At 31.3% G+C, this 25,982-nt stretch carries 24 protein-coding genes and 4 tRNA genes; 2 read left to right on the plus strand and 26 right to left on the minus strand.

Annotation, left to right across the window (positions count from 1 at the left end):
* Nucleotides 1-40 precede the first annotated feature (40 nt).
* The 15 genes from rpoB to rpsU form a co-directional block, all read right to left on the minus strand.
* Complete coding sequence (gene rpoB, locus ACFO3U_RS02630; protein ID WP_379738168.1) at nt 41-3,853, minus strand: DNA-directed RNA polymerase subunit beta; 3,813 nt, start codon at nt 3,851-3,853, stop codon at nt 41-43.
* A 246-nt stretch (nt 3,854-4,099) separates the two neighbouring features.
* Nucleotides 4,100-4,471, minus strand: coding sequence for a 50S ribosomal protein L7/L12 (gene rplL, locus ACFO3U_RS02635; RefSeq protein ID WP_379738170.1), 372 nt, complete (start codon nt 4,469-4,471; stop codon nt 4,100-4,102).
* 55 nt (nt 4,472-4,526) lie between these two features.
* Complete coding sequence (gene rplJ, locus ACFO3U_RS02640; protein WP_379738172.1) at nt 4,527-5,021, minus strand: 50S ribosomal protein L10; 495 nt, start codon at nt 5,019-5,021, stop codon at nt 4,527-4,529.
* Nucleotides 5,022-5,043: 22 nt separating this feature from the next.
* Nucleotides 5,044-5,733, minus strand: a complete 690-nt coding sequence (gene rplA / locus ACFO3U_RS02645; RefSeq protein ID WP_379738174.1) for a 50S ribosomal protein L1 — start codon at nt 5,731-5,733, stop codon at nt 5,044-5,046.
* Nucleotides 5,734-5,752: 19 nt separating this feature from the next.
* The gene (gene rplK / locus ACFO3U_RS02650; RefSeq protein WP_026718438.1) at nt 5,753-6,190 is read right to left on the minus strand and encodes a 50S ribosomal protein L11; all 438 of its coding nucleotides are present in this window, start codon (nt 6,188-6,190) and stop codon (nt 5,753-5,755) included.
* 65 nt (nt 6,191-6,255) lie between these two features.
* Entirely contained in the window at nt 6,256-6,807 is a 552-nt protein-coding gene (nusG, locus tag ACFO3U_RS02655) for a transcription termination/antitermination protein NusG (RefSeq protein WP_379738176.1), read from the minus strand.
* A gap of 9 nt (nt 6,808-6,816) precedes the next feature.
* Nucleotides 6,817-7,014, minus strand: coding sequence for a preprotein translocase subunit SecE (gene secE / locus ACFO3U_RS02660; RefSeq protein ID WP_379738178.1), 198 nt, complete (start codon nt 7,012-7,014; stop codon nt 6,817-6,819).
* Between the two features lie 15 nt (nt 7,015-7,029).
* Nucleotides 7,030-7,103 (minus strand) — tRNA-Trp (locus ACFO3U_RS02665).
* Between the two features lie 58 nt (nt 7,104-7,161).
* Nucleotides 7,162-8,349 (minus strand): elongation factor Tu, encoded by a 1,188-nt coding sequence (gene tuf / locus ACFO3U_RS02670; RefSeq protein WP_379738180.1) that lies wholly within the window; start codon nt 8,347-8,349, stop codon nt 7,162-7,164.
* Nucleotides 8,350-8,408: 59 nt separating this feature from the next.
* A tRNA-Thr gene (locus ACFO3U_RS02675) sits at nt 8,409-8,480 on the minus strand.
* Nucleotides 8,481-8,547: 67 nt separating this feature from the next.
* A tRNA-Tyr gene (locus ACFO3U_RS02680) sits at nt 8,548-8,628 on the minus strand.
* A 67-nt stretch (nt 8,629-8,695) separates the two neighbouring features.
* A tRNA-Thr gene (locus ACFO3U_RS02685) sits at nt 8,696-8,769 on the minus strand.
* A gap of 92 nt (nt 8,770-8,861) precedes the next feature.
* The gene (gene hpf, locus ACFO3U_RS02690) at nt 8,862-9,164 is read right to left on the minus strand and encodes a ribosome hibernation-promoting factor, HPF/YfiA family (protein WP_379738182.1); all 303 of its coding nucleotides are present in this window, start codon (nt 9,162-9,164) and stop codon (nt 8,862-8,864) included.
* A 27-nt stretch (nt 9,165-9,191) separates the two neighbouring features.
* A complete protein-coding gene (locus ACFO3U_RS02695) occupies nt 9,192-10,085 on the minus strand; it encodes a tyrosine-type recombinase/integrase (RefSeq protein ID WP_379738184.1) in 894 nt (297 codons plus the stop codon).
* Nucleotides 10,086-10,153: 68 nt separating this feature from the next.
* The gene (gene rpsU, locus ACFO3U_RS02700) at nt 10,154-10,348 is read right to left on the minus strand and encodes a 30S ribosomal protein S21 (protein ID WP_379738551.1); all 195 of its coding nucleotides are present in this window, start codon (nt 10,346-10,348) and stop codon (nt 10,154-10,156) included.
* A 319-nt stretch (nt 10,349-10,667) separates the two neighbouring features.
* Between rpsU and ACFO3U_RS02705 the strand changes: the two genes are divergently transcribed.
* Nucleotides 10,668-11,522, plus strand: a complete 855-nt coding sequence (locus ACFO3U_RS02705) for an endonuclease/exonuclease/phosphatase family protein (protein WP_379738187.1) — start codon at nt 10,668-10,670, stop codon at nt 11,520-11,522.
* 18 nt (nt 11,523-11,540) lie between these two features.
* Here the strand turns inward: ACFO3U_RS02705 and ACFO3U_RS02710 are convergent, their stop codons facing one another.
* The 6 genes from ACFO3U_RS02710 to ACFO3U_RS02735 form a co-directional block, all read right to left on the minus strand.
* A complete protein-coding gene (locus tag ACFO3U_RS02710; RefSeq protein ID WP_379738189.1) occupies nt 11,541-12,710 on the minus strand; it encodes an acyl-CoA dehydrogenase family protein in 1,170 nt (389 codons plus the stop codon).
* Nucleotides 12,711-12,733: 23 nt separating this feature from the next.
* Nucleotides 12,734-13,627, minus strand: a complete 894-nt coding sequence (locus ACFO3U_RS02715) for a ComEA family DNA-binding protein (RefSeq protein ID WP_379738191.1) — start codon at nt 13,625-13,627, stop codon at nt 12,734-12,736.
* An 11-nt stretch (nt 13,628-13,638) separates the two neighbouring features.
* The gene (locus ACFO3U_RS02720; RefSeq protein ID WP_379738193.1) at nt 13,639-13,797 is read right to left on the minus strand and encodes a hypothetical protein; all 159 of its coding nucleotides are present in this window, start codon (nt 13,795-13,797) and stop codon (nt 13,639-13,641) included.
* 2 nt (nt 13,798-13,799) lie between these two features.
* A complete protein-coding gene (locus ACFO3U_RS02725; RefSeq protein ID WP_379738195.1) occupies nt 13,800-15,614 on the minus strand; it encodes an SLC5/6 family protein in 1,815 nt (604 codons plus the stop codon).
* A gap of 73 nt (nt 15,615-15,687) precedes the next feature.
* Nucleotides 15,688-15,909: a PspC domain-containing protein gene (locus ACFO3U_RS02730; protein ID WP_338376211.1), complete on the minus strand. Its 222-nt coding sequence runs from the start codon at nt 15,907-15,909 to the stop codon at nt 15,688-15,690.
* A 30-nt stretch (nt 15,910-15,939) separates the two neighbouring features.
* The gene (locus tag ACFO3U_RS02735; RefSeq protein WP_379738197.1) at nt 15,940-17,208 is read right to left on the minus strand and encodes a DUF2851 family protein; all 1,269 of its coding nucleotides are present in this window, start codon (nt 17,206-17,208) and stop codon (nt 15,940-15,942) included.
* 65 nt (nt 17,209-17,273) lie between these two features.
* Here ACFO3U_RS02735 and ACFO3U_RS02740 point away from each other — a divergent pair, with 65 nt between their 5' ends.
* Nucleotides 17,274-18,923: a GLPGLI family protein gene (locus ACFO3U_RS02740; RefSeq protein WP_379738199.1), complete on the plus strand. Its 1,650-nt coding sequence runs from the start codon at nt 17,274-17,276 to the stop codon at nt 18,921-18,923.
* Nucleotides 18,924-19,024: 101 nt separating this feature from the next.
* On the opposite strand, the gene ACFO3U_RS02745 is transcribed toward ACFO3U_RS02740, so the two are convergent.
* The 5 genes from ACFO3U_RS02745 to ACFO3U_RS02765 all read right to left on the minus strand — a co-directional run bounded on the left by ACFO3U_RS02745 (nt 19,025) and on the right by ACFO3U_RS02765 (nt 25,973).
* Nucleotides 19,025-20,386 carry a pyridoxal-phosphate dependent enzyme gene (locus ACFO3U_RS02745; RefSeq protein ID WP_379738201.1) on the minus strand — a complete coding sequence of 454 codons (1,362 nt, stop codon included), beginning with the start codon at nt 20,384-20,386 and terminating at the stop codon, nt 19,025-19,027.
* Nucleotides 20,387-20,596: 210 nt separating this feature from the next.
* Nucleotides 20,597-22,483 carry a putative porin gene (locus tag ACFO3U_RS02750; RefSeq protein ID WP_379738203.1) on the minus strand — a complete coding sequence of 629 codons (1,887 nt, stop codon included), beginning with the start codon at nt 22,481-22,483 and terminating at the stop codon, nt 20,597-20,599.
* Between the two features lie 88 nt (nt 22,484-22,571).
* Nucleotides 22,572-23,585 (minus strand): hypothetical protein, encoded by a 1,014-nt coding sequence (locus ACFO3U_RS02755; protein WP_379738205.1) that lies wholly within the window; start codon nt 23,583-23,585, stop codon nt 22,572-22,574.
* 14 nt (nt 23,586-23,599) lie between these two features.
* Entirely contained in the window at nt 23,600-24,460 is an 861-nt protein-coding gene (locus ACFO3U_RS02760; protein ID WP_379738207.1) for a hypothetical protein, read from the minus strand.
* Between the two features lie 19 nt (nt 24,461-24,479).
* Nucleotides 24,480-25,973, minus strand: a complete 1,494-nt coding sequence (locus ACFO3U_RS02765; RefSeq protein ID WP_379738208.1) for a SusD/RagB family nutrient-binding outer membrane lipoprotein — start codon at nt 25,971-25,973, stop codon at nt 24,480-24,482.
* Between the last annotated feature and the right edge of the window lie 9 nt (nt 25,974-25,982).

Consider the following 25,982-nt stretch of genomic DNA (forward strand, 5'->3'; position numbering starts at 1 on the left):
TTCGGATAATTCTAAACACTGTTACTGCCAACTATTTTTTTTATTCTTCTAATCTAATGTCTAATCCAAGTCCTTTTAATTCATGCATTAATACATTGAATGACTCAGGTAATCCTGGTTCTGGCATAACTTCTCCTTTTACGATAGATTCGTAAGTTTTAGCTCTACCAATAACATCATCAGATTTAACCGTCAAGATTTCTCTTAGTGTACTTGATGCACCATATGCTTCAAGTGCCCAAACCTCCATCTCTCCAAAACGCTGACCTCCAAATTGTGCTTTACCACCAAGAGGTTGTTGCGTAATAAGCGAGTATGGTCCAATAGAACGAGCATGCATTTTATCGTCAACCATATGTCCAAGTTTCAACATATAGATAACTCCAACTGTTGCTGCTTGATGGAAACGCTCTCCAGTACCACCATCATAAAGATAAGTATGTCCGAATTGAGGAATTCCTGCTTCGTCTGTTAACTCATTGATTTGGTCTAAAGTTGCTCCATCAAAAATAGGTGTAGCAAATTTTCTGTTTAATTTTTGACCAGCCCATCCAAGAACTGTTTCATAAATTTGACCAATATTCATACGAGAAGGAACTCCAAGAGGATTCAATACAATATCAACTGGTGTTCCGTCTTCAAGGAATGGCATATCTTCATGACGAACGATACGAGCCACAATACCTTTATTTCCGTGACGACCTGCCATCTTATCACCCACTTTAAGTTTACGTTTCTTAGCGATATAAACTTTAGCTAGTTTTAAGATACCTGCTGGTAATTCATCTCCAACAGTGATTGTAAATTTCTCTCTTCTTAACCAACCTTGTAAATCATTTAATTTGATTTTATAGTTGTGAATTAAGTCATTTACTAACGAATTTGTATTATCGTCCGTTGTCCATTGACCTTTTGTTAAGTGAGCAAAATCATCAACAGCGTATAACATTTTTTGAGTGAATTTTTTACCTTTTGGTAATACTTCTTCACCTAAATCATTCATTACACCTTGAGATGTTTTTCCATTAACAATATTGAATAATTTATCGATAAGTTTTTCTTTCAACTCGTTTGATTTAACATCAAATTCTGTTTCAAGTTTATCAATATCTTCTTTATCTTTTGTACGTTTACGTTTATCTTTAACTGCTTTTGCAAACAATTTTTTATCTAAAACCACACCATGTAATGAAGGTGAAGCTTTTAATGAAGCGTCTTTTACATCACCTGCTTTATCTCCAAAGATTGCTCTAAGTAATTTTTCTTCAGGTGTTGGGTCAGATTCTCCTTTTGGTGTAATTTTTCCGATAAGAATGTCACCAGGTTTAACCTCTGCTCCAATTCTAATCATACCATTTTCATCTAAATCTTTTGTTGCTTCTTCAGAAACGTTAGGAATATCATTAGTCAACTCTTCGTTACCTAATTTAGTATCTCTAACTTCTAAAGTATAATCATCAATATGAATAGATGTAAAAATGTCATCACGAACTACTTTTTCAGAAATTACAATTGCATCCTCGAAGTTGTAACCTTTCCATGGCATAAATGCTACTTTAAGGTTTCTTCCAAGTGCTAATTCTCCGTTTTGAGTAGCATACCCTTCACAAAGCACTTGTCCTTTTACAACTCTGTCACCTTTTCTTACGATTGGTTTCAAGTTTATAGAAGTACTTTGATTTGTTTTTCTAAATTTAATTAAGTTATATGTTTTTTCATCAGTATCAAAACTTACAAGTCTTTCCTCTTCTGTTCTATCATATTTAATTGTAATAGAATTTGCATCAACATATTCAACAACACCATTACCTTCAGCATTAATAAGTACACGTGAATCTGAAGCTACTTGTCTTTCTAATCCAGTTCCAACAATTGGAGCTTCTGGACGTAATAAAGGTACAGCTTGACGCATCATGTTTGATCCCATCAATGCACGGTTAGCATCATCATGTTCCAAGAAAGGAATTAATGAAGCCGAAATAGATGCAATTTGGTTTGGAGCAACGTCCGCATAATGAATAGCTGATGGTTCAACAACTGGAAAATCTCCTTCTTCACGAGCAATAACTCTATCAGCAAGAATTTTTCCTTGAGCATCTACATCAATATTTGCTTGAGAAATCATCATTCCTTCTTCTTCCTCAGCACTTAAGTAAATAGGTTCATCTGTTAAATTAACAACTCCATTATCAACTTTACGGTAAGGAGTTTCAATGAATCCCATTCCATTTACTTTAGCATAAACACCAAGTGACGAAATAAGTCCAATGTTTGGTCCTTCAGGAGTTTCAATTGGACATAAACGACCGTAGTGTGTATAGTGAACGTCACGAACCTCAAATCCTGCTCTTTCTCTAGATAAACCTCCAGGTCCAAGGGCAGATAATCTACGCTTGTGTGTAATCTCAGCTAATGGATTTGTTTGATCCATGAATTGAGATAACTGGTTCGTTCCGAAGAATGAGTTAATTACAGAAGATAATGTTTTAGCATTAATCAAATCAATTGGTGTAAATACTTCGTTATCTCTAACGTTCATTCTCTCACGGATTGTTCTTGCCATACGAGCAAGTCCAACACCGAATTGAGAAGATAATTGTTCACCAACTGTTCTTACACGTCTGTTTGATAAGTGATCGATATCATCAATCTCAGCTTTAGAGTTGATTAATTCGATTAAATATTTCACAATCGTAATAATATCTTCTTTAGTTAAAACTTGTTTATCTGTAGCGATGTCCAAACCTAACTTTTTGTTCATTCTATAACGACCAACTTCACCTAAGTTATATCTTTGGTCAGAGAAGAACAATTTATCGATGATTCCACGAGCAGTTTCCTCATCAGGTGGTTCAGCATTACGTAATTGTCTATATATGTGTTCTACAGCTTCTTTTTCAGAGTTTGTAGGGTCTTTTTGTAACGTATTATGAATAATTGCATAATCCGCTTGATTGCTATCTTCTTTATGTAATAAAATAGTTTTTACATCAGCTGTGATAATTTCTTCAACATTATCTTTGTCTAAGATTGTATCACGATCTAAAATAATTTCATTACGCTCGATAGAAACTACTTCACCAGTATCTTCATCTACGAAATCTTCATGCCATGTATTTAATACACGAGCAGCTAATCTTCTACCGATATATTTTTTAACACCTGTTTTAGACACTTTAATTTCTTCTGCAAGGTCAAAAATTTCAAGGATATCTTTATCTCTTTCAAAACCGATTGCTCTAAATAAAGTTGTTACAGGTAATTTTTTCTTTCTATCAATGTACGCATACATTACGTTATTAATATCTGTAGCAAATTCAATCCAAGAACCTTTGAAAGGAATAACTCTAGCAGAATATAACTTAGTACCATTTGCGTGAAAAGACTGTCCAAAGAAAACACCAGGAGATCTATGTAATTGAGAAACTACAACTCGTTCTGCTCCATTGATAACAAAAGTACCACTTGGAGTCATATATGGTATTGTTCCTAAATAGACATCTTGAACAATAGTTTCAAAATCTTCGTGTTCAGGATCAGTACAATATAATTTAAGTCTAGCTTTTAATGGAACACTATAAGTTAATCCTCTATCTATACACTCTTCAATTGTGTATCTTGGTGGATCTACAAAATAATCAAGAAATTCTAAAACGAAGTTATTTCTTGTATCTGTAATTGGAAAGTTTTCCATGAAGGTGTTATACAACCCTTCGTTGCCTCTTTCGTCTGATTTAGTTTCTAATTGAAAAAAATCTTGGAATGACTTCACTTGAATATCTAGAAAATCTGGATAATCAGGTATGTTCTTCGTAGAAGCAAAATTTAATCTTTCAGTCTGATTAGCAATCATCAATGAACAAATTTTTGATTTAAAAAAAGTAATTTTTGTGCAAAAACACGATATGTTTAATACTTCCTTTTTGATAAATAATCAATACATCTTTAAAAATAAACCAGGAAAGTTAGTTTGTTTTCTTTCTTCGTTATTGATTATTTTTATGTGTATAAAAATGGTAATTTCTTTATACGCAAAATGGTTTAGACCTTTGGGAGCATTTCCCAAGGTCTAAACCCAGCTTTATTGTCTTTGTTTTAATTAAACAAGCTCAACAACAGCTCCAGCTTCTTCTAAAGATTTTTTAAGACCTTCAGCCTCATCTTTAGCTACACCTTCTTTGATGTTTGAAGGAGCTCCATCCACTAAGTCTTTAGCTTCTTTAAGTCCTAAACCTGTTAATTCTTTTACTGCTTTTACAACAGCTAATTTTGAAGCACCAGCTTCTTTAAGTACTACAGTGAATTCTGATTTTTCTTCAGCACCACCTTCAGCACCAGCACCACCAGAAACAACAACTGCAGCTGCAGCTGGTTCGATACCATACTCATCTTTTAATATTGTAGCTAATTCATTAACTTCTTTAACTGTTAAGTTAACTAATTGCTCTGCGAATTGTTTTAAATCTGCCATTTTTTCTATCGTTTAAAATGTTTTGTAAAAATATAATTTATTAATGTGCGCTTGTTTATTCAGCAGCTTCTTCTTTATCTTGATTTTGAAGAGCAGCAATAACTCTTTGAGCAGGAGATTGAAGTAATCCAATGATTTCACCAATAACTTCTGTTCTAGATTTAATTGCAGCTAATCCATCAAGATTTTCATCACCGATATAAATATCTTCAGTGATATAAGCTCCTTTCAATAAAGGTTTATTACCTTTTTTACGGAAATCTTTAATAATTTTAGCTGGAGCATTAGCAACATCAGCAATCATTATAGATGTATTTCCTTTTAAAACTGTTGGCAATTCACCAAAGTTAATATCTGAAGTTTCCATTGCTTTTGCAAGTAATGTATTCTTCACAACTTCTAATTTAATTCCAGCTTTAAAACAAGCTCTTCTTAAGTTAGATGTAGTATCTGCATCAAGTCCTGAAATATCTGCTAAGTAAATAACATTAACTCCCGCTAACTGTGCAGTTAAATTTTCAATCTCGATTGATTTTTCTTCTCTAGTCATACTAAAAGTTTTTAACTACCAATTATACTGCCTTAGGATCTAAAGCAATAGCAGGACTCATAGTACTTGTTAAGTAGATAGACTTAATGTAAGTACCTTTTGCCGCAGTTGGTTTCATTTTGATTAATGTTTGTACTATTTCGTGTGCATTGTCATAGATTTTATCAGCATCAAAAGACACTTTACCTATACCTGCATGAACGATACCTGTTTTATCAACTTTAAAGTCAATTTTACCAGCTTTTACTTCTTCAACAGCTTTAGCTACATCCATAGTAACTGTACCTGTTTTTGGGTTAGGCATTAATCCTCTAGGTCCTAAAACACGTCCTAAAGGTCCTAATTTACCCATAACTGCTGGCATAGTGATGATAACATCAATATCAGTCCAACCTTCTTTTATTTTTTGAAGGTAATCATCTAAACCTACGTGGTCAGCACCAGCAGCTTTCGCTTCTGCTTCTTTATCTGGAGTTACAAGAGCTAATACTCTTACATCTTTTCCAGTCCCATGAGGTAAAGTAACAACACCTCTTACCATTTGATTCGCTTTTCTAGGATCTACTCCTAAACGAACAGCGATATCTACAGACTCATCAAATTTTGCAGAAGAAACTTCTTTAATTAATGCAGAAGCATCTCTTAAAGAGTATAATTTATTCTTGTCAATTTTTGCAGCTGCTTCTTTTTGTTTTTTTGTCAATTTTGCCATTGTCTAATTCTTTATCGGATTAAAAAGGAGCTGTTCCTGAAACTGTTATACCCATAGATCTAGCTGTACCTGCAATCATACTCATAGCAGATTCGATTGTAAATGCATTTAAATCTTGCATTTTATCTTCAGCGATAGATTTAATTTGATCCCAAGTAACACTTGCTACTTTTTTACGGTTAGGTTCTCCTGAACCAGACTTTAATTTTGCTGCCTCTAATAATTGAACTGCAGCTGGTGGCGTTTTAATAACAAAGTCAAAAGACTTGTCTTTGTACACGGTAATTTGTACCGGACATATTTTGCCAGCTTTATCTTGTGTTCTAGCATTAAATTGCTTACAGAACTCCATGATATTAACACCAGCAGCTCCCAGAGCAGGTCCAACCGGTGGCGATGGGTTCGCAGCACCTCCCTTAACTTGTAGTTTAACTACTTTACTAATCTCTTTAGCCATTGTTTTTAAATTTTAACATCTTTCTTGGAAGCGATTGATGTTGTTTATTATGAATGTAACAAATATTATACTTTTTCAACTTGCATAAAACTTAATTCTAATGGAGTTTTTCTTCCGAAAATTTTAACCATAACTTCAAGTTTACGCTTTTCTTCATTTACTTTTTCAATAGTTCCATTAAAACCATTAAAAGGACCGTCAATTACTTTAACTGTTTCACCAGTTGTAAATGGAATAGAAACATTATCAGTATTTACAGCTAATTCATCAACCTTACCTAACATTCTGTTAACTTCAGATTGACGCAATGGTACAGCATCTCCTCCTTTAGTCTCACCTAAAAAACCAATAACACTTGTAATTGATTTAATAATGTGAGGGATTTCACCAGTAAGATTTGCTTCTATCATTATATAACCCGGAAAATAAACTTTTTCTTTACTGATTTTTTTTCCATCCTTAACTTGGACTACTTTTTCAGTAGGTACAAGAACTTGAGAAACATAATCAGATAATCCAAGTCTACTAATTTCAGTTTCAATATAGTTTTTAACCTTATTTTCCTGACCACTTACAGCTCTTACTACATACCATTTCTTTATGTTATTATCTGACATAGGGATATATTATGATTTTAAAAAACTGTAAATATTTTTAACAACTACTTCAAATACCTGATCAACACCAAATGTTAACAAAGCAAACAAAACAGAAAAAACAGCTACAACAATAGTAAGCTTTTGCAATTCTGCCCAACTTGTCCAAGTTACATTTGATTTTAGTTCACCAAATGCTTCAGTAATATAATTAACAACTTTTGTCATTTTATTTTATTTTATTGGCACGGGCGGAGGGATTCGAACCCCCATCAACGGTTTTGGAGACCGCTATTCTACCCTTGAACTACGCCCGTTTGTTTATAAAGCCAGTCAATAAAATCAACTGGCTTATAAATAATTATTTGTTTATTCTTAGTCTAAGATTTCAGTAACCTGACCAGCACCTACAGTTCTACCTCCTTCACGAACTACAAAACGTAAACCAACAGATAATGCGATTGGACTTAATAATTGTACTTCAATCGTTAAGTTATCCCCAGGCATAACCATTTCTACACCAGCTGGTAAAGTAATAGTTCCTGTTACGTCAGTTGTACGAACGTAGAATTGTGGACGGTAATTATTGTGGAATGGAGTGTGACGTCCACCTTCTTCTTTTTTCAAGATGTAAACCTCAGCTTTGAAATGAGCGTGTGGCTTAACAGATCCTGGCTTAACAATCACCATTCCTCTTTTGATATCTTCTTTAGCAATACCTCTTAATAAGATACCTGCATTATCTCCAGCCTCACCTCTATCAAGGATTTGACGGAACATTTCAATACCAGTAATAGTAGAAGTTAATTTATCAGCACCCATACCAATGATTTCAACAGCATCACCTGTATTAGCAATACCAGTTTCGATACGACCTGTTGCAACAGTTCCACGACCTGTAATTGTAAACACATCTTCAACTGGCATTAAGAATGGTTTCTCAACATCACGAGCTGGTAATTCAATCCAGTTATCAACAGCTTCCATTAATTCTAAAACTGTATCAACCCATTTTTGCTCACCGTTTAAAGCTCCTAAAGCAGAACCTTGAACTACTGGTCCATTATCACCATCATATTTGTAGAAAGATAATAAATCTCTGATTTCCATCTCTACTAACTCTAATAATTCAGCATCATCAACCATATCCACTTTATTCATGAATACAACCATTCTAGGCACACCAACTTGACGCCCTAAAAGGATGTGCTCTCTTGTTTGTGGCATTGGACCATCTGTAGCAGCAACTACTAAGATAGCTCCGTCCATTTGAGCAGCTCCAGTAACCATGTTCTTTACGTAATCCGCGTGACCTGGACAGTCAACGTGAGCGTAGTGACGATTAGCTGTAGCATATTCAACGTGAGATGTATTAATTGTAATACCTCTTTCTTTTTCTTCTGGTGCGTTATCAATTTGATCAAACGATTTTGCTTCAGAGTATCCAGCATCTGACAATACTTTTGTAATTGCAGCTGTTAATGTAGTTTTACCGTGATCTACGTGTCCAATTGTACCAATGTTTAAGTGTGGTTTGGAACGATCAAAATTTCCTTTTGCCATGATTTAATAATTTAATCTTAGTTATTTATTTATAGTGTTCAAATTTATTCACATTTTTGAGCCAATGTCGGGAATTGAACCCGAGACCTCTTCCTTACCAAGGAAGCACTCTACCCCTGAGCTACACCGGCAAGTGTAAATCAGAAGTTAGAATTCAGAATTTAGAAATATCTAAACTCTAAACTCTAAATTCTTTTGTGGGGAGAGCAGGATTCGAACCTGCGAAGGTTTCCCAACGGATTTACAGTCCGTCCTCGTTGGCCGCTTGAGTATCTCCCCCAACTTTAAATATTTCAATAAACCTTAAAATGATTTTAAAAAAACCAAATTATTACTCTAAAAATAGAGCCAGTGGAGGGACTCGAACCCACGACCTGCTGATTACAAATCAGCTGCTCTAGCCAGCTGAGCTACACCGGCTTATTCAATAAAAAAAGTCCGCTATTTCTAACGGACTGCAAATGTATGGAATTATTTGTTTAATCAAAATAATTTTTGCAAATATTTTTAATTTATGCGTGAGCTCTTAATTTTTCTTTCCTTTTTACCAGAACTCTTTCCAATGAAGAAGCACAAGAATCAACAGCTTCTTCAAAAGTTTTAGCTATTTTCTTAACCATTAAATCATCCCCTGGTACATTTATTCGAACCTCAACAATTTTATTTTCTTTATCACTTGTATTTTCCACTTTTAAAAAAACATCCGACGAAACAATTTTATCATAGAATTTTTCTAATTTATCTAATCTCTCTTGTGTAAAGTCAACAAGTTTTCTGTCGACATTAAAATTTACCGCTTGAACATTTACTTTCATAATTCAAATTTTTAAGGTTTTACAATATTATTTGTTCCTAGGGTGCGCGTCTTTATAAACTTGCTGCAATTCTGACAAACTACTGTGTGTGTATATTTGCGTTGAAGATAAGCTAGCATGACCCAATAATTCTTTAACTGAATTGAGATCAGCACCATTGTTTAATAAATGAGTTGCAAATGTGTGCCTAAGAACATGGGGACTTTTTTTTACCTTTTCAGATATAGCACTAAAGTATGAATTAATCATTCTATACACAAATGTTTCAGAAAGTATTTTACCTTTTTTAGACAAAATTAACACATCAGAATTTTGGATGTTTTCTAACTTTGTTCTTTGAATTATATACACACTTATTAAATCAATTGTACAATCTAATAAAGGTATAATTCTTTCTTTATTTCTTTTCCCTAAAACCTTTAATGTTTTATTGTATTTATCAATATTATTAATTTTCAAATTAATCAACTCAGCTCTTCGAATACCAGTCGCATAAAACAATTCAATTATTAATTTATCTCTGATGGATTCGAAATCATTTTCTATATAATTTATATCCAAAACAGTATTCAACTCTTTTTCAGAAAAAGGAATTTGAATTTTTTTTGGAACTTTTAAAGATTTGTGTTTTGAAAACGGATTAATTTCTATTTGCTTAATTTTTAGTAGAAATTTATAATATGATTTTAAGGAAGATATTTTCCGGTTTATGGATTTATTAGCTATTCCTTTTTCAACCAAAACAACAATCCAACTTCTGACTTGTGAATAATTGATTTGTTCTAAAGGAAGATTTTCATGTTCATTAGATAAATAATCCTGAAAGGATTTTATATCATCCAAATAAGCTCGCAAAGTAAGTAACGAATAGTTCTTTTCTTTTAGAAGATAATCTTGATATGCTTGCAAATTTTTGACCATAAAAAAACCGTTAGATACAAAGTTACACTTTATAAACTAACGGTTATTATTTTTAACATCAAAAAAAATTAATTCTCTAATGCCTCTTTCATGTGTTGGATGTACGCAGCTTTTTGAATTTTAGCTCTGTTTGTAACAGATGGCTTAATGAATTGCTGACGTGCTCTTAATTGACGAACTGTTCCAGTTTTATCAAATTTTCTCTTGTAGCGCTTTAAAGCTCTATCTATATTTTCTCCGTCTTTAATTGGTATAATTAACATAATATTGACACCTCCTCTCGTTAAGGGTGCAAAAGTAACAATAAAATACTTATCCACAAACTATATTGCTTGATTTTTTTTTCAGTAATTTGCTTAAACAAATTTAATTATGTGGTTTATTGTCATTTCATTGCTTTTAATAATTGCTAGTTTAATTCCATTAATCAATAGTCCTTATTGGTTTTTTAGAATTTTCGAATTTGGAAAGGTACAATTATTTCAACTATTTATTTTGTTATTAATATTTGGAATATTTTTTTTTAAGAAAGAAAGCTATTTTATTTCCGTTTTTTGTATTGACATTTTAATAGTAATCTATTTGATAAAAGACTTATATCCTTATTCTAAATTAAAAAAAGCTCGTAAAAATATTAAATCAAATTTTTCATCAAAAGCTCTAAGTATTATTTCAGCCAATGTATATCAAGATAATTCAGATTACAAAAGGCTAATTACCTTAGTTAAGAAATATAACCCTGATTTACTTTTAACAATGGAATCCGATAAAAAATGGGAAGATGGACTTTCTGTTTTAGAAAAAAAATATCCTCATCAAATAAAAATACCTTTAGAAAATACTTATGGAATGCATTTATATTCAAAGCTAGAAATATTAAACCACAAAGTACATTTTTTTGTAGCTGATGATATTCCAAGTATTCAAGCAGAAATAAAAACTATTGACGGATACAAATTTGATTTTTTTGGTGTTCATCCACCACCACCAAGTCCAACAGAGGAGGACAACTCTAAAGAAAGAGATGGTGAAATACTTAGTGTTGGAAAAATGGTAAAGAAACTAAACAATCCATGTTTAGTAATTGGAGATTTCAACAATGTAGCTTGGGCAAAATCATCTATATTGTTTAAAAAATCAAGTAAACTAATTGACGCAAGAATAGGAAAAGGGCTTTTTTCAACTTTTCATGCTAAATATTGGTTTCTTAGATTTCCTATTGATTTACTTTTTCATTCTTCAGAAATTTACATTGAAGATTTAAAAACATTAAACTATTTTGGCTCTGACCACTTTCCTATTTACTGTTCTTTTTACATAGATAAAAAAAACAATAATGATGATGAGTCAAATGAAAATTTGAATCAGGAAAATAAAGAGAATATTGACGAAATGATTGAAGAAGGTAAAAAAGAAAAAAGCGAAAATCGTGATTGATTTTCGCTTTTTTTTAGTTTATTTTACAGCTGGTTTATAATTCTGTTTATCAATAATCATTTTAGATAAAATTTCTTTCAAAATTTCTGATGTTCCACCACCAATTGGTCCTAAACGACTATCTCTCAGTAAACGTGCTAATGGATATTCTTCCATATAACCATAGCCACCTAACATTTGCAAGCAACTATAAATGGTTTCATCAGCTACTTTAGTTGACTTTAATTTAGCCATTGTTGCTTCTTTCACCACATACTCTCCTTTGTCTAATCGAGCTACTGCAGCATAATTGAATATTTTACAATGTTCAACATCTGTTGCATGTTCAACCATTTTATGACGTAATGCTTGGAATTTATCAATCGTTTTACCAAAAGCTTCACGTTGTGACATGTATTCTATGGTATAATCAATTGCATATTCTGAACGAGCATGAGCATTTATTGCCATTATTAAACGTTCTAATGCAAAATGTTGCATAATATAAGGAAAACCTTTCCCTTCTTCACCCATTAAATTATCTTCGGAAATCTCAACATTATCAAAAGCCAATTCTGCTGTATCAGAAGCTCTCCAACCCAACTTGTCTAACTTTGTAGCCGAAATTCCTTTTACACTTTTATCGACTAAAAACATGCTGATTCCTTTATTTCCTTCACTTGGACTTGTTTTGGCAGCTACTACATAATAATCTGCATAAACTCCATTTGTAATAAAAGTTTTTGAACCGTTGATAACATACTTATCACCTTTTTTAACAGCAGTTGTTCGCATTCCTGCTACGTCACTTCCTCCAAAAGGCTCTGTAATACATAATGCTCCTATTTTATCTCCTAAAATACTTGGTGCTAGATAATCTTGCTTGATTCTCTCATCTCCTTCAGCATTTAAATGTGTCATTGCCAAATAAGCATGTGCCCACATAGCCGCTGCAAAACCTGCTGATTTTATTTTTTGAAGTTCCTCTAAAAATATTACAGTATAAAATAGATCTAAGTTTAAACCTCCATATGCTTCAGGATAATTAATTCCGAAGAAACCCATCTCTCCAAATTTTTTCCAAATAAAACGTTCAATTGTTCCTGTTTTTTCCCATTTTTCAATATGAGGAACAACTTCTTTTTGCAAAAAATCTCGTAAACTTTCTCTAAATAATTGGTGTTCTTCTGTAAAATATAATGAATTCATAAGCTTGTTTTTGTATTCTTTTTTTAGAATTCCAAATATAAGGCTATTATTCTAATTTTTTCATCAGGCATTCCCTTAATTTTTGTTAAATCCTCAATATTTTTGATTTCATCATTCGCACTTCTATAAATTACTATTTGTCTTGCAAGATTGTAATCAAAATAAGGAAACTTAGAAAGTTCTTTTATAGATAAATTATTTATATCAATTTTTTTAATTGAAGGATTTGGACCAACAAAAAATCTTTTTTGAATATCTTCATAAGCTTCAGGTGAAACGCCCCAAACAAATTGCAATTGTTCTATGGATGCAAAAGCACCAAACTTTTCTTTTTCTTGTAATATAATATCAGAAATTTTTTCTCCAACTCCATAAACTTCCATTATTTCTTCTTTTGTTGCCAAATTAATATCTTTTGTAATAATGGATTTCTTTTCTGGAAATTTTTTATAATTGAAATTATCGCTTGAATACTCTTTATAATTTGAAGCTTTCTTGTTAGTAACCCAATCAGGAAACTTAAAGTGAGGCGAAATTTTATCTAATAATTCATTTGAAACTTTGGTTACTTGTTGAAATTCTTTTGCAGAATTAACATATTTATCTTGTTCTCTAAATTTATGCAATCTGTCAATTTCCTCAACAGACATTCCTAAAACAGAACCTTTATAGTCAGTTATAAAATTTGGATTAAAAGGTTTGATTTCATATTTCTTGTTGAGACCAACTTGTTTTAAACTGTCTATTTCATTTTGGATTGACAACCATTGTAATTCTTTTTCAGATGGTTTTGAAACTTTAGGAGAAAAATCATAAAGGTACCAAGCAACTTGAAACAATATAATGAGTAGTAATAACAAAAAAATCCCACTTCTGTGTTCTCTTGAAAACATGAAGTAGGATTTTATATTTTTCATGACTCCTAAATTTAGTCTTTAGGTTGTCTTACTAATTCGTCGTCATTTTCTGAATACGAATCTGGTTCTTGTTTTGGTGGAATAGTTAATACTTTATAGAAAAAATAAGCTGCAAAACTTACTACTATCCCTTGTGCACATACCATTGTGATTATTGCTGTTGTGTTCATAATTATTCTCTCCCTTCTTTTACACGTTTTTTATAAGCTAAATATACAACAAATGAAATAAATAAGAATAATGTTAAAAGCAACATTCTACCTAAAAATTTATGAAATGTATCATTGGTAAAATCACCTGTTGCGATTTTATCATTTGGAGAAACTTCATCTCCAACTTTTACCGTTGTTATTTGATTTTTAGAAGCATTAAATTTATATTCTTTAAAATCTTGAAAGTTTACAACTTTAACCTTTTCAGTTCCTTTATCAAAAACTTTTTTCTCATTTTCAAATGAAAGCTTTATGTAGTTAGGATTGACTTCTACTACTTTACCTTTTTTGGTACCCGAAGCATCAAAGTTCTCTGCATAATAAGAGTCTGTAAACCACTCTTTATTATTAGTATCAGCATCATTTACTTTATCAACCCAATCTGGAATACTTGAAACCAAAACTGAACCAAGTAATAATGGTGTTACAATTAAAATAATATATTTATAGATTCCGGGTATTTTTATATCAGCTCCACTATTAATCTCTGCCCACCCTTTCTTGATTCCAAATATATATGAGAAAAGAATAGTCTCAAGGAAAGCAAAAACTACTAAACTTACTGTTCCTGCCCAATAATCATATTGATCAAATAGTCCTTGTTTGTAGAATATAACAGTTGGTAATCCCATTAATAAAGCTAAAGCTCCAAAAGACCAAGCTCCTTTAATCTTACTCCAATTAAACTCATCTTGCATGAATCCCATCCAAGGTGTTCCCATTGCTAATGAAGATGTAATTCCGGCAAAGAACAATAATCCAAACCAAAAAACTCCAGCAAAAATTGAAAGAACATCTCCCCATTGTTGAAATAAATATGGCATTGTTTGGAAAGCCATACCAAAACCAGCGTTTTGAAGTACCCAATCCAATCCTAAATAACCTGCTGCAATTGGAATTACAATTAAACTTCCAAGAACTACTTCTACGAATTCATTCATAAAACCTGCTGAAACCGCATTTAACGCAATATCATCTCTCTCTTTTAAGTAAGAAGCGTAGCACTGAATAGTTCCCATTCCTACAGATAAGGTAAAGAAAATTTGACCAGCAGCTGCTAACCATACTTTTGGATTAGACAATGAATCAAACTGTGGTGTCCATAAGAAATTTAAACCATCCCATGCATTAGCATCTGGAAAAATATCTGAAGCTCCTGTAGTACCTAAAGTCAATCCACGGACTGCTAAGATAACTCCAAACATAATTAACAAAGGCATTCCTATTTTCGCAACTTTTTCAATTCCTCCTAATCCTTTGGAAAGTATGTAAGTATTTAAAAGTAAACATACAATGTAAAATATAACTGCTTCATATGGAATTCCTGTTGTTGATTGTGCAACATCTACATATGAATTAAAAAATCCTGCAACATCAGCTTGACTCATTCCGTTAAAAGTTCCTACAACCGAATGATATACATAAGACATTGTCCAAGATTCAATATAACAATAGTAAGCAGCAACTGCTATATTGGTAAAAATTCCGAAAACACCAATGTATTTCCAAACCCTACCTTTTGCCATTGTATTTAAGATGTAAGGAGTACTGTGATTTCCCATTCTTCCTCCATATCTTCCGGTTGACCATTCAATAAAAAGTAAAGGAATTCCCATTACAAGGAAACAAACTAAGTAAGGAATTATAAAGGCTCCACCTCCATTTTGCACTGCTTGAACTGGAAATCTTAAGAAATTTCCTAGACCAACTGCATTTCCAGCCATTGCTAATATAAGGCCGACACGTGAGCCCCATGAATCTGCTTTTGTAGACATAAAATATTTTTGGTTAGTTATTAGTTGTTCAAAGATAATAAAACCAATGAAAAAACAAAGTATTTATTACTTTTTACAAGTCAAAAACCGAAGAACGCTTGGTATAAATCATATCTTTTAATTTTAACCAAAACGCTAATGTAAGATAAACACCAAACCACAAACCAGCTGTTATGAAGGATATATAAATAAAAAACAAACGAACATTTGTAGCTTTCATACCCAATCTATCTGCCAAACGCGAAGCAACAAAAAAACCGTTTTTTTCAAAAAAATGTAAAATATTACGAATCATTTTTTGATTTTTATACTCACAAAGATATAATTAATTTTTTAGCAAAGCTAAACCTATATTGCAATGCAAACATTTTTTATGATTGCAATATTCATTTTTAAGTTGCAACAAAGCTTGAGAATCAAATGCACTTTTAGATTTAATTTTGAAAACTTCAAATTTATCGATTATGGTATTTCTCTCAGGTTTAATTTGACTTATTAATTCCAATAACTCTTCAGTACTATCTTTTCCGTTCTCATTTGCATAAAGAAATTTGATTGGAATTATGGTGTTTATTATAAGTAAATCTATAAATGCTGAACTCAAGTTTTTTGGCTTAGAGCTACTCTGTTTGTCAAAATTATAATGTGTTTTCCAATAAATTGAAGTTGCGTTTTTAAAAATATCATACAATTCAATTAAAGATTTTGCATTGACAATTTTAGAAAACAAACTATGGTTCAAATGATATAATTGAGCTAATTGAGCTAATCGAATAGTTGGGAAATTATCGGGTCTTAATTTAAAAAACTGAATTGGTGTTATGTAATGATTCTTTAGTTCATATTTCTGTTTGAGAAAACTCCAACGAATTTGTAAATTTTTATAATAGTTATCTTGTTTCTCTTCTTCCAATAAATTAGCTCTTCCGAAAAATAATGCTTCTAAATTCTCTACATCAAAAACTTCTTTCTTCAGCACATTACTCGGAATAGATTTAGCCATTTCAAAAAATGAAATTCCGTTTACGTTCAAACCAAAATTTTTAGCTAACATTACGAAAAGAACAAATTCCCAATCGTTTGAAGTTTCTTTTAAAAGTTCTTGAATAGGAATTGCTTTTCGTTCTAAACGTTCAAAAAACAATCGTTCTTTCCAATTTATGAAAGTCAAATCATCAATAGTTGCAATATCGTTTTCGCAAAATATCCAAGATTTAGAAGTTGTTAAAGCATTATATTTATCAAGTTCTGATTTAGCGACATAGTTTTTGAGCTCTAAAACTGGAATTTCAGAATTGTCTTTTCGGTAAACTTCAGCATCATGTTCCCAAACTACATGCAAAATTACATTATCATAATTAGTATCATTTTCGTGATTGTGCAAATACCAATCTGAAGATTTTACATGAATTTCAACATTTCCGGCCCATTTTTGATTGTCAATTATAAGTTGAGCATTAAAAATATCTGGACCAGCCATTTGCAAATACCGACCAAAATCAACAATTTGAAGTATTTGATTATCCGAAGTTTTTAAATTCGAAAAATCAAACCTTTTGTTGAGCCATATATGATGTAGAAAATCCTCTTTCATAAAGCTAATTTATAAAAAATTAAGTTTAGAGAATTAATTATATTTGCTTTTCAAATACATTTTTAATGAAAAAATATTTTTTACTACTTTTAATTAGTTTTTCAGTTTATTCTCAAAATTATAAAATCTCTTATCTTAGAAGTTCAAACAACAAACTGATTGAAAACCAGGAACCAATTTTAGTTTTTGCAAATTCTAATGAATCGATTATTACGAATCAAAAGATACTTGATAACAAAGCTGATTTTCCATATGAAATAAGTTATTTTAATTCGAAAAATAAAAATCTGTATTACAATATTGCTCAACTTAATCAAGAGAAAAACATTATAACAATTGATAGTGTTTCGTTAGAAAAGCAAAATTTTGAACTTTTAAGTGAAACTAAAAAAATTCTAGGCTACAATTGTAAAAAAGCAAAAACCATAATTAATTCAAATACCATTGAAATTTGGTATACAAATGACCTGAAGATAAATGCTTCTCCTTCTTCACTTGGCAGGAATTTAGGACTAGTTCTAGAAATGAATAGAAATGGAAATTATTTAATTGCTGCTTCAAAACTTGAAAAAGTGAAACAAATTCCAGAAATTAATCTGAATTCTAAACCAATTGATTTATTAAGTTATAGAGATTTACTTTGGAAAAGTAGGTTTACTACAATTTCAGTTTTCAAGGATGAAATCATTAATTTTTCAGATCAATCTAAATCAAATGATAGTGTCTTTCGTTATGCAAATGGAACAATTGCTTTGCGAAAAATAAAAATTCCCGAAATCAAGAAAGGAAGCCAAATTTTCATTGATTTATTGGAACAATCAAATGGTGATGCATATGATAGAACAGGTTCTGTTTTTATTATTCCTATGGAAAAAGAAAAGAGTTTTTTAAATGGTTTGGAGAATGGTAAAGATGTGCTTCCTGTTTTTGATAATGGAAATGGAAAAACTTATCAAGGTGTTGTGGCAACTGAAAATTATTATCCAATTATAGAATTGATGCGATTTTTTACTCCTTTTGGCATTAAACAATACAATCATATTGAGTTAAAAGATAAAAATTGGCATGAAATAGTTCCTTATAGACAAGATATTTCAGATTTAAGATTATCACTATCGAATAAAGAAATTTATATTGGAACTTTTGTGGGAAATTATGACAAAGGTGGTCATAAAGTTTCAATGAATATAACTATTCATCCAGAATCAGAATCGCAATTGAATAAGGAAAATTTTGTTTTGCCATTATTCAATACAGTAAATGTAATGGAAATGGCTGGACAAGAATATGGAACTATGTTTAATTCTGAAAAAGGTTTAACCGTTGAATTTACTTTAGAAAATGACATTACTAATGCTAGATTAAGATATATCACAACTGGTCATGGTGGTTGGGAAAATGGTGATGAGTTTGTTCCTAAACTAAACACTATTTTACTTGATAGTAAAGAAGTACATAGTTTTACACCTTGGAGACAAGATTGTGGAAGTTATCGACTTTATAATCCTGCTTCTGGGAATTTTGGCAATGGATTATCATCATCAGATTATAGTAGAAGTAATTGGTGTCCTGGAATGGCTACAAATCCTGTTTATATTAATTTGGGTAACCTTAAAAAAGGGAAACATTCCATGCAAATTTTAATTCCTCAAGGAGAACCAGAAGGAAATAGCTTTAGTGCATGGAATGTTTCGGGTGTTTTATTAGGAGAATAATTTAAGAAAAAAGAGATTAGAAAAAAGAAAAGAGTCAAAATTTAGACTTATTATGCCTGAATCCTGACTCTTCTTTTGCCTTATTACTTTTGCCTATTGCCTTACTTAATAGAACTAATAATATCATGTTTTGTGATAATGTGATGTTTTCCTTCTCCTAAATCAACAATAACAGCTTGATTGTCTTTATTGATTAATTTAGAAATCTCTTCTATTGGAGCATTTCTATCTACAATTGGATAAGGTTTACCCATTATATCTTTGATAGGTTTATCAGCAATGTCTTTATTTTCAACATAACTTCTGAATAAATCAGATTCATCAATACTTCCTACAAAACCTGTTGTATCAATAACTGGAATTTGCGAGATATTGTATTTTTTTAATCTTTCAATAGCATGAGAAACTAATTCTTCTGTTCTTACTATTACTAATGGTTTATTGATATGACCTTTGATTACATCTTCAGCTTTAGTGATTTCTTCTTCTAAGAAACCTCTTTCTCTCATCCAATCGTCGTTGAACATTTTACCCACATATCTACTTCCTGAATCGTGGAATAAAACTACTACAACATCTTCTGGTTTGAATTCGTCTTTTAACTGAATCAAACCTTTGATAGCAGCACCAGCAGAGTTTCCAACAAAAATTCCTTCTTCCAAAGCAATTTTTCTAGTATAAACAGCTGCATCTTTATCAGTAACTTTTGTAAAACCATCGATTAGAGAAAAGTCAACATTTTTAGGTAAAATATCTTCTCCAATTCCTTCTGTAATGTAAGAATAAATTTCGTTTTCATCAAAGATTCCTGTTTCATGATATTTTTTGAATACTGAACCATACGTATCAATTCCCCAAATTTTGATGTTTGGATTTTTTTCTTTCAAGTACTTTGCAACACCTGAAATTGTTCCACCAGTTCCAACTCCAACTACAAAATGAGTGATTTTTCCTTCTGTTTGTTCCCAAATTTCCGGTCCAGTTTGTTCATAATGAGCAATTGCATTACTTGGATTATCGTATTGATTTACGTACCAAGAATTTGGAGTTTCAGTAGCTAATCTTTTTGAAACAGAATAGTAAGACCTTGGATCAGTTGGATCAACATCAGTAGGACAAACTACAACTTTTGCACCAACAGCACGAAGAATGTCCATTTTCTCTTTAGATTGTTTGTCTGAAATTACACAAATCAACTTATAACCATGAACAATTGCTGCTAAAGCCAAACCCATTCCTGTGTTTCCTGAAGTTCCTTCAATGATAGTTCCTCCTGGTTTTAATCTTCCGTCAGCAACTGCATCTTCAATCATTTTAACAGCCATTCTATCTTTTACAGAATTTCCAGGGTTAAAAGTTTCAACTTTTGCCAACACCAAAGCATCAACTTCAGCAGTTACTTTATTTAATTGTACTAAAGGAGTATTTCCAATAGTTTCTAGTATATTTTTTGCGTAATTCATAGTGAATTGTACTTGTTTTTAAATTTTTCTGATTGCAAAGATATAGGTTTGATATAGTATAGCAAAATAACTTTACGATTTGTTGTTGGTAAGCTTTTTAAGAGACCTAAATAGACAATCAATACAAATATCTATCTAACCCTGATTGTAGTGTTAGCGGAAAGCAGGAATTGCATTTAATGACAAGCCTATAGTGCTGTTTCAAAAAAACTATTGAAAGAAGTTCCAAACTAAACCAAAACGTACTATAAAATCACGATAAGGATAATTTGGAGCTGAATAGAAATTGTAACCTGTCCAAGCCGAATTGAAGTGTTCCGCTTTTAAGAAAATACGTGTTTGACGAACTTTAGCATTGATAAAGAAATCTAACATAGGAAAACCTCCGATTTTAGTCTGATTTTGTACATAAAATTCAGCTAACAAAGGATTATAATCATTAGCATAATATTCCGTAAAATAATTAAAAGTTACACCCGTTTGAATTTGCATAGCTTTTTTAAAAACTTTATCTGTAAAGTAAATAGTATTTCTTGTTACAATTTGAGGAACATTAACAATATCACTTGATTGATCTACACTTTGAAACAAAACTGTATTATCTAGGGCAAACTTCCAAAATTTAATTTCTTTTTTTGCTTGAAATGATAAATAATTTATAGTATTTTCAAATTGTTTAGGTTTAACTTTTAAAGAAGTTATGTCGTTATTTTCATTTTCAAAATACAAATGATCATTTAAGATTTTATAATTAAACGAAAGGTCTAACCATTTTGTATTCGCTGCAATTTTAAATTGGTTTAATTTTTCATTTTTAAAATTATTAGACCAATTGTAATCAACGTAATTACTTTGATATAAAGTGTAATTTAAAGCAGGAAGACTATTTAGTTTTTGATATTCAAAAATAAAATTGTAATCATCATTAAGCTTATAAGTAGCTTTCGCTTCAATATTTGAAATTGACTGATCTGTAATTGCGTTTGAAATTAAAAGTTTTGCCACTAAATTAGTAGCAAAATAAGTATAAGTTCCTCCAACATTATTGATTCTATCATTAATTGCATTTGGCACATCAATATTTCCAAGATTATCGTAAACAACACTATTGTAGTAATAATTATATTTATTATCATCTACAAAAAACTCTAAGTTTCCAAAATCTTTGGTTTTGTAGGCAACACCAATTTTATTATACAAATGATTGTATCTCGTTTTATTATAAATCGAATTAGAATAAGAGTCACCGAATCTATCACTAACAGTTCTTTGATTATATTCAAAAAACTTATATTCATGATTAAATTGATGAGTGAACACCAAACTATTTGGATTGTCCTTTGAAAGCTTATAAGAGTGATCAATAAAAAATCTATTACCTTTTAATAGATTTGTAGCATCGTTAAAATAAACTTCTAGTTGAGCTCTCTCATCGTAAGGTTCATCACTAATTTCAAAATCTGAAGTAGTTGTTATTCCACCATTTTCTTGATTCATTATATCTTGACCTGTGAAATGAGCATTTAATATATATCTTTTGTCTTTCGTAAAATAACTTGAAGTAAACCTAAAATTTCCAGAACTAGTCAGAGAGTTAATATATTTCCCTAAAGATCTAATTCCTTTATATGCAATTGAAAAATTTAGATTTGGTTTTGTGTTTATAGTTAAAAAAGCATCAAGAGATTGTCCTTGCTCCATAACTGTTTTAAAATACAAATCTGACAAAGGAGTTGGAACAGAATAATATTTTATATCCTCAACTTCTAAATAATTAAAATGCTTTGCTTTAAATCCAAAGTTTGGAAAAGTTGAATTTGTATTTAATCCAAAATTTAATGTGTTATAATTTTGTCCTTCGTTAGCAAAAGGCAATAATCCAAAATTATCTTTTCTAAGCATATTGAATTTATACTCTTTTTTGATAGTTAAAGTTGTATCTAAAAAAACAGTATCCTTTTCTAAAGTGTATATTTTGTATAACTCAATAGAGGGTTTTTCTTTTTTAGGTAACTTTTCAAGGCCTTCTACATCTTCTTCTTGAGAAAAAGAAAATATAGTTATGAATAAAAAGAATAATAGAAATATATTTTTCATTTGAGTAAATAAGAGCAAATGTAATAATTTAAAACAAAAAAAGACTGCTTAAAAAAGCAGTCTTTAAAAATTTATAATTAAATTATAATTATTTTTTATTTTTCTTAGATTTTAATTTAAAATCTGCAAGTTTTCCTGAAGCTAAAACATCTCCAGTAGCAAAGTCTTTTAAAACATATGTTGTACCTGTTTTAACTAAAGTTGCAACTGGGTAATATGCATTTGGATTACTTTGTTGAGCACCACCTTCTGAGAACTTCCAGTTATCGTCAACATTTATTTCTTTTACCCAAACACCTGGTTTAGACATAGTAACTTTAACTTTGAAGAAGAAATCAGAAGCTGGTAAAATATTTCCAGTTGTTGTCCATAAACTTGGAACAATTTGATAAGTTCCATCTGGTGTTGTAGAAGCATCTAAAGTAATCATTTCAGGGCAGCTAGAGTAACTATCAGCAACTACACTTGAAAAGAATTCATCATAAATTTCTAAGTCAAAATCTAAATCACAGAAAGAATGTGGATCACCGTCAGCATCAAGGTATACACCTTCTTGTAGTGTACCAAAAGAATCAATATAATTTTGTGTCCAATCAACTACAGCAACAAAATCAGTAGATTGTTTGTTGTTAATTGTAATGTTAATCATATCTGAACCTTCAGCCACAAGACCTCTTGCATAAGAATCAGAATATAATCTTAATTGAAGAGTTTCTGAACCTTCAGGTAATAAATCAAATACTGCAGTAACATCAAATGTTCCACTTGTTGCATAAGCAGGTACTGTTACAATATATCCTATTGGACCAAAACCGTCACTATCAGCAGTTTCAGTTCCTGAGCAAAGGTAATCATTAAAAGAACCTGTTCCTCCAACCAATTCTAATTTGAATGTCAAATCTTGGCTGTAAGGAGTGTCAGTTGTTAAAGTAACAGTAGCTGATTCTCCTTCCTCTATCGTAAAATTAGTTTGATTTGCAGTAACAACTGGTTTAACTACACGTAAATCTGTAGTGTCGTTCTCAATCTCATTACAAGAAGAGAAAAACAACGAAACCATAATTGAAGCAAATAAAGCTTTATTTATAAAATGTTTTTTCATGTTTTAAGTTTAAATTAAATTCTTGTGTAAACACAATTAAAAGTTCTCCAAACAGTGTTTCCTGTAAAACCAATTTCATAGTTTGTTTGGAAATGGTTAATATCAGTAACTGTTCCATCAATACCATTATTAGCAGTACGAGGTCTTAGAATATTAGAGTAAATGTGTGCTAAATTTTGCTCTGGAATTGTAATTTCATTACAAATATCAACAAAATCGTAACCAGTATTGTTTCCTTGTAATACACCAATATCATAATTACCAGATCTTGTTGTTACAAAATTGTTAACTGAAGTTTCCGTAACAGCTTCGTTAGAAAAATTCCAAACACTTCCTGGTAAATCCGGACGAGTAACTACAAGATTATAATTACCAACTCCTGTTGGACCAGCAATTAAAGACTTACATCCAACGAAAATAACTTTAAGAGTTTGATATTGTGCACCAACTACTGTTGAATTACTAGCTGCAGTTAATTTAACAACTAATTCTGTTTTCATAGTTGGATTTAACTGCCCAGTATTTACATTAAGCAAAAACTCACCAAATGTTCCACCAGCTGGAATAGTAACTTTACCCGTTGAGCTAACAAAATCAAACTCAACACCTTCAGTAGCAGTACTGTTAGCAGCATCAACTTCATATTGAACTTCTATTGGCTCACTCAAAGTTTGACCGTTTCCGCTTCCAATTAAATTTACTGGAAAACCTAATTGAACTGCACCTTCATCAACGAAGTAAGAAACCGTTTCAAATGACTTTGAAAAACCAACAATTTTACTTCCTGTATTAAGTTGATGCTCAATTCTTATATCATCATCAGTACAAGAAAAAAGTACCGCTGATATAGCAAATAATGATAAAATCTTTTTCATAATTTATATTTTTAGTTAATTAATATGCGTACCAGAATGAACCAGTTGTGAAAACATTACCTTGAGCAGGAACGTTAGCGGAGTTACTAGTGTATTCAGAAGTTGGATATAATAAACGTCTAGGTCTGTTAGGTTGTGTAGCTCCTAAAATAGAACCAGGAACTGAATCAATTAAACCAGTACGTGTATATTCAATGAACGCTTCTAAAGCTTGACTTGTTCCTTGTAAAGCTATATTTTTTTGGTACATGATTGCTTCAATTTTTTGAGCAACAGTTCCAGTCCAACCTTTACCAGGCACTGATGAAATAGCTCCAATGTAACCTCCTTCAGTTACTCCAAGTTGTGCACATGATGCATTGATAGCTGCGTTAAATAAAGCTTCATCATTACCAGGCATATAACCTCTAAGTACAGCTTCTGACTGTAACAAGAAACTTTCAGCTGCAGAGAACATATAAGCATCTTGTGAAGCTCCTATTAAAACACCAGGACCGAAAGAAGAAAGAGTTGTTGGAGCAGTTCCTCCATTAACAACAGCATTATCTCCTTGTAGGACACCTACAACTTGACCGCCAACTGGTGTAAACAATCTAAATCTTCTAGGATCACCGCCATTATCATTTAAATTATCCGCATTTCTTTTAGAAGCTTTGTATTGTCTATAAAAAGTAGATACTGTTGTATTGTCAGCACCATACATAATATTCCAAAATGGATTACGAGTATCAGCACGAGTATCAGAGTAACCAGGATTTAAAGTTGCATCAACGTCTAAGAAAGAAGAACCAGCTAGAGTAGCAAATTTATCAGCAACATAAGCAGTTGTTTCAGCATCAGTTCCCGCTTCAGCTAAATCCACTTGACGCATTAACAATCTTAATTTCATTGTATTAGCAAATTGTTTCCATCTTTCCATGTTTCCACCAAAAACAGCATCTTCAGCACCAACAGCGTTAGCCGCAGGAGAATTATCAATCAAATTAATTGCATCATCTAACTGCACATATAAATCACGATAAACTGATTTTGCATCATCGTAAGAAGGAGTAATATCCTCAACACCTAAATGAGCTTCAGAATAAGGAATATCACCATACATGTCAACTAAAATTTGAAAATAATACGCTTTGCAAATTTTTGCAATTGCAACATGGTTTTCATAATTAGGAAACTCTGTATTTATAATATTGCTTAAGTTAGCAGTATTACGCATTGGAGTATTCCAAATTGCAGCATAAAAATTATTATCAATTGAATAAGAAAATTCAGCTGGATTTGTTACTGCGAAAGAGTTTACATCAAACCCCCAGTTATTCATAAATAAATTTCCAAGAAAATTCATTGAAGTTGTAACGTTCGCATAAGAACTTGTTTGAGCAGCTGCTAATGCTAAATCTGGAGTTATATCAGTGTTTTTAGCATTATTAGGAGATTCATTTATATCCAAATAATTATCACATGACATGAAACCTAGAAAAGCGAAAAGTGCTAAAATTTTTATTTTTTTCATATCTATTTT

The organism is Flavobacterium ponti (assembly GCF_042652765.1).
Taxonomy (GTDB): Bacteria; Bacteroidota; Bacteroidia; order Flavobacteriales; family Flavobacteriaceae; genus Flavobacterium; species Flavobacterium ponti.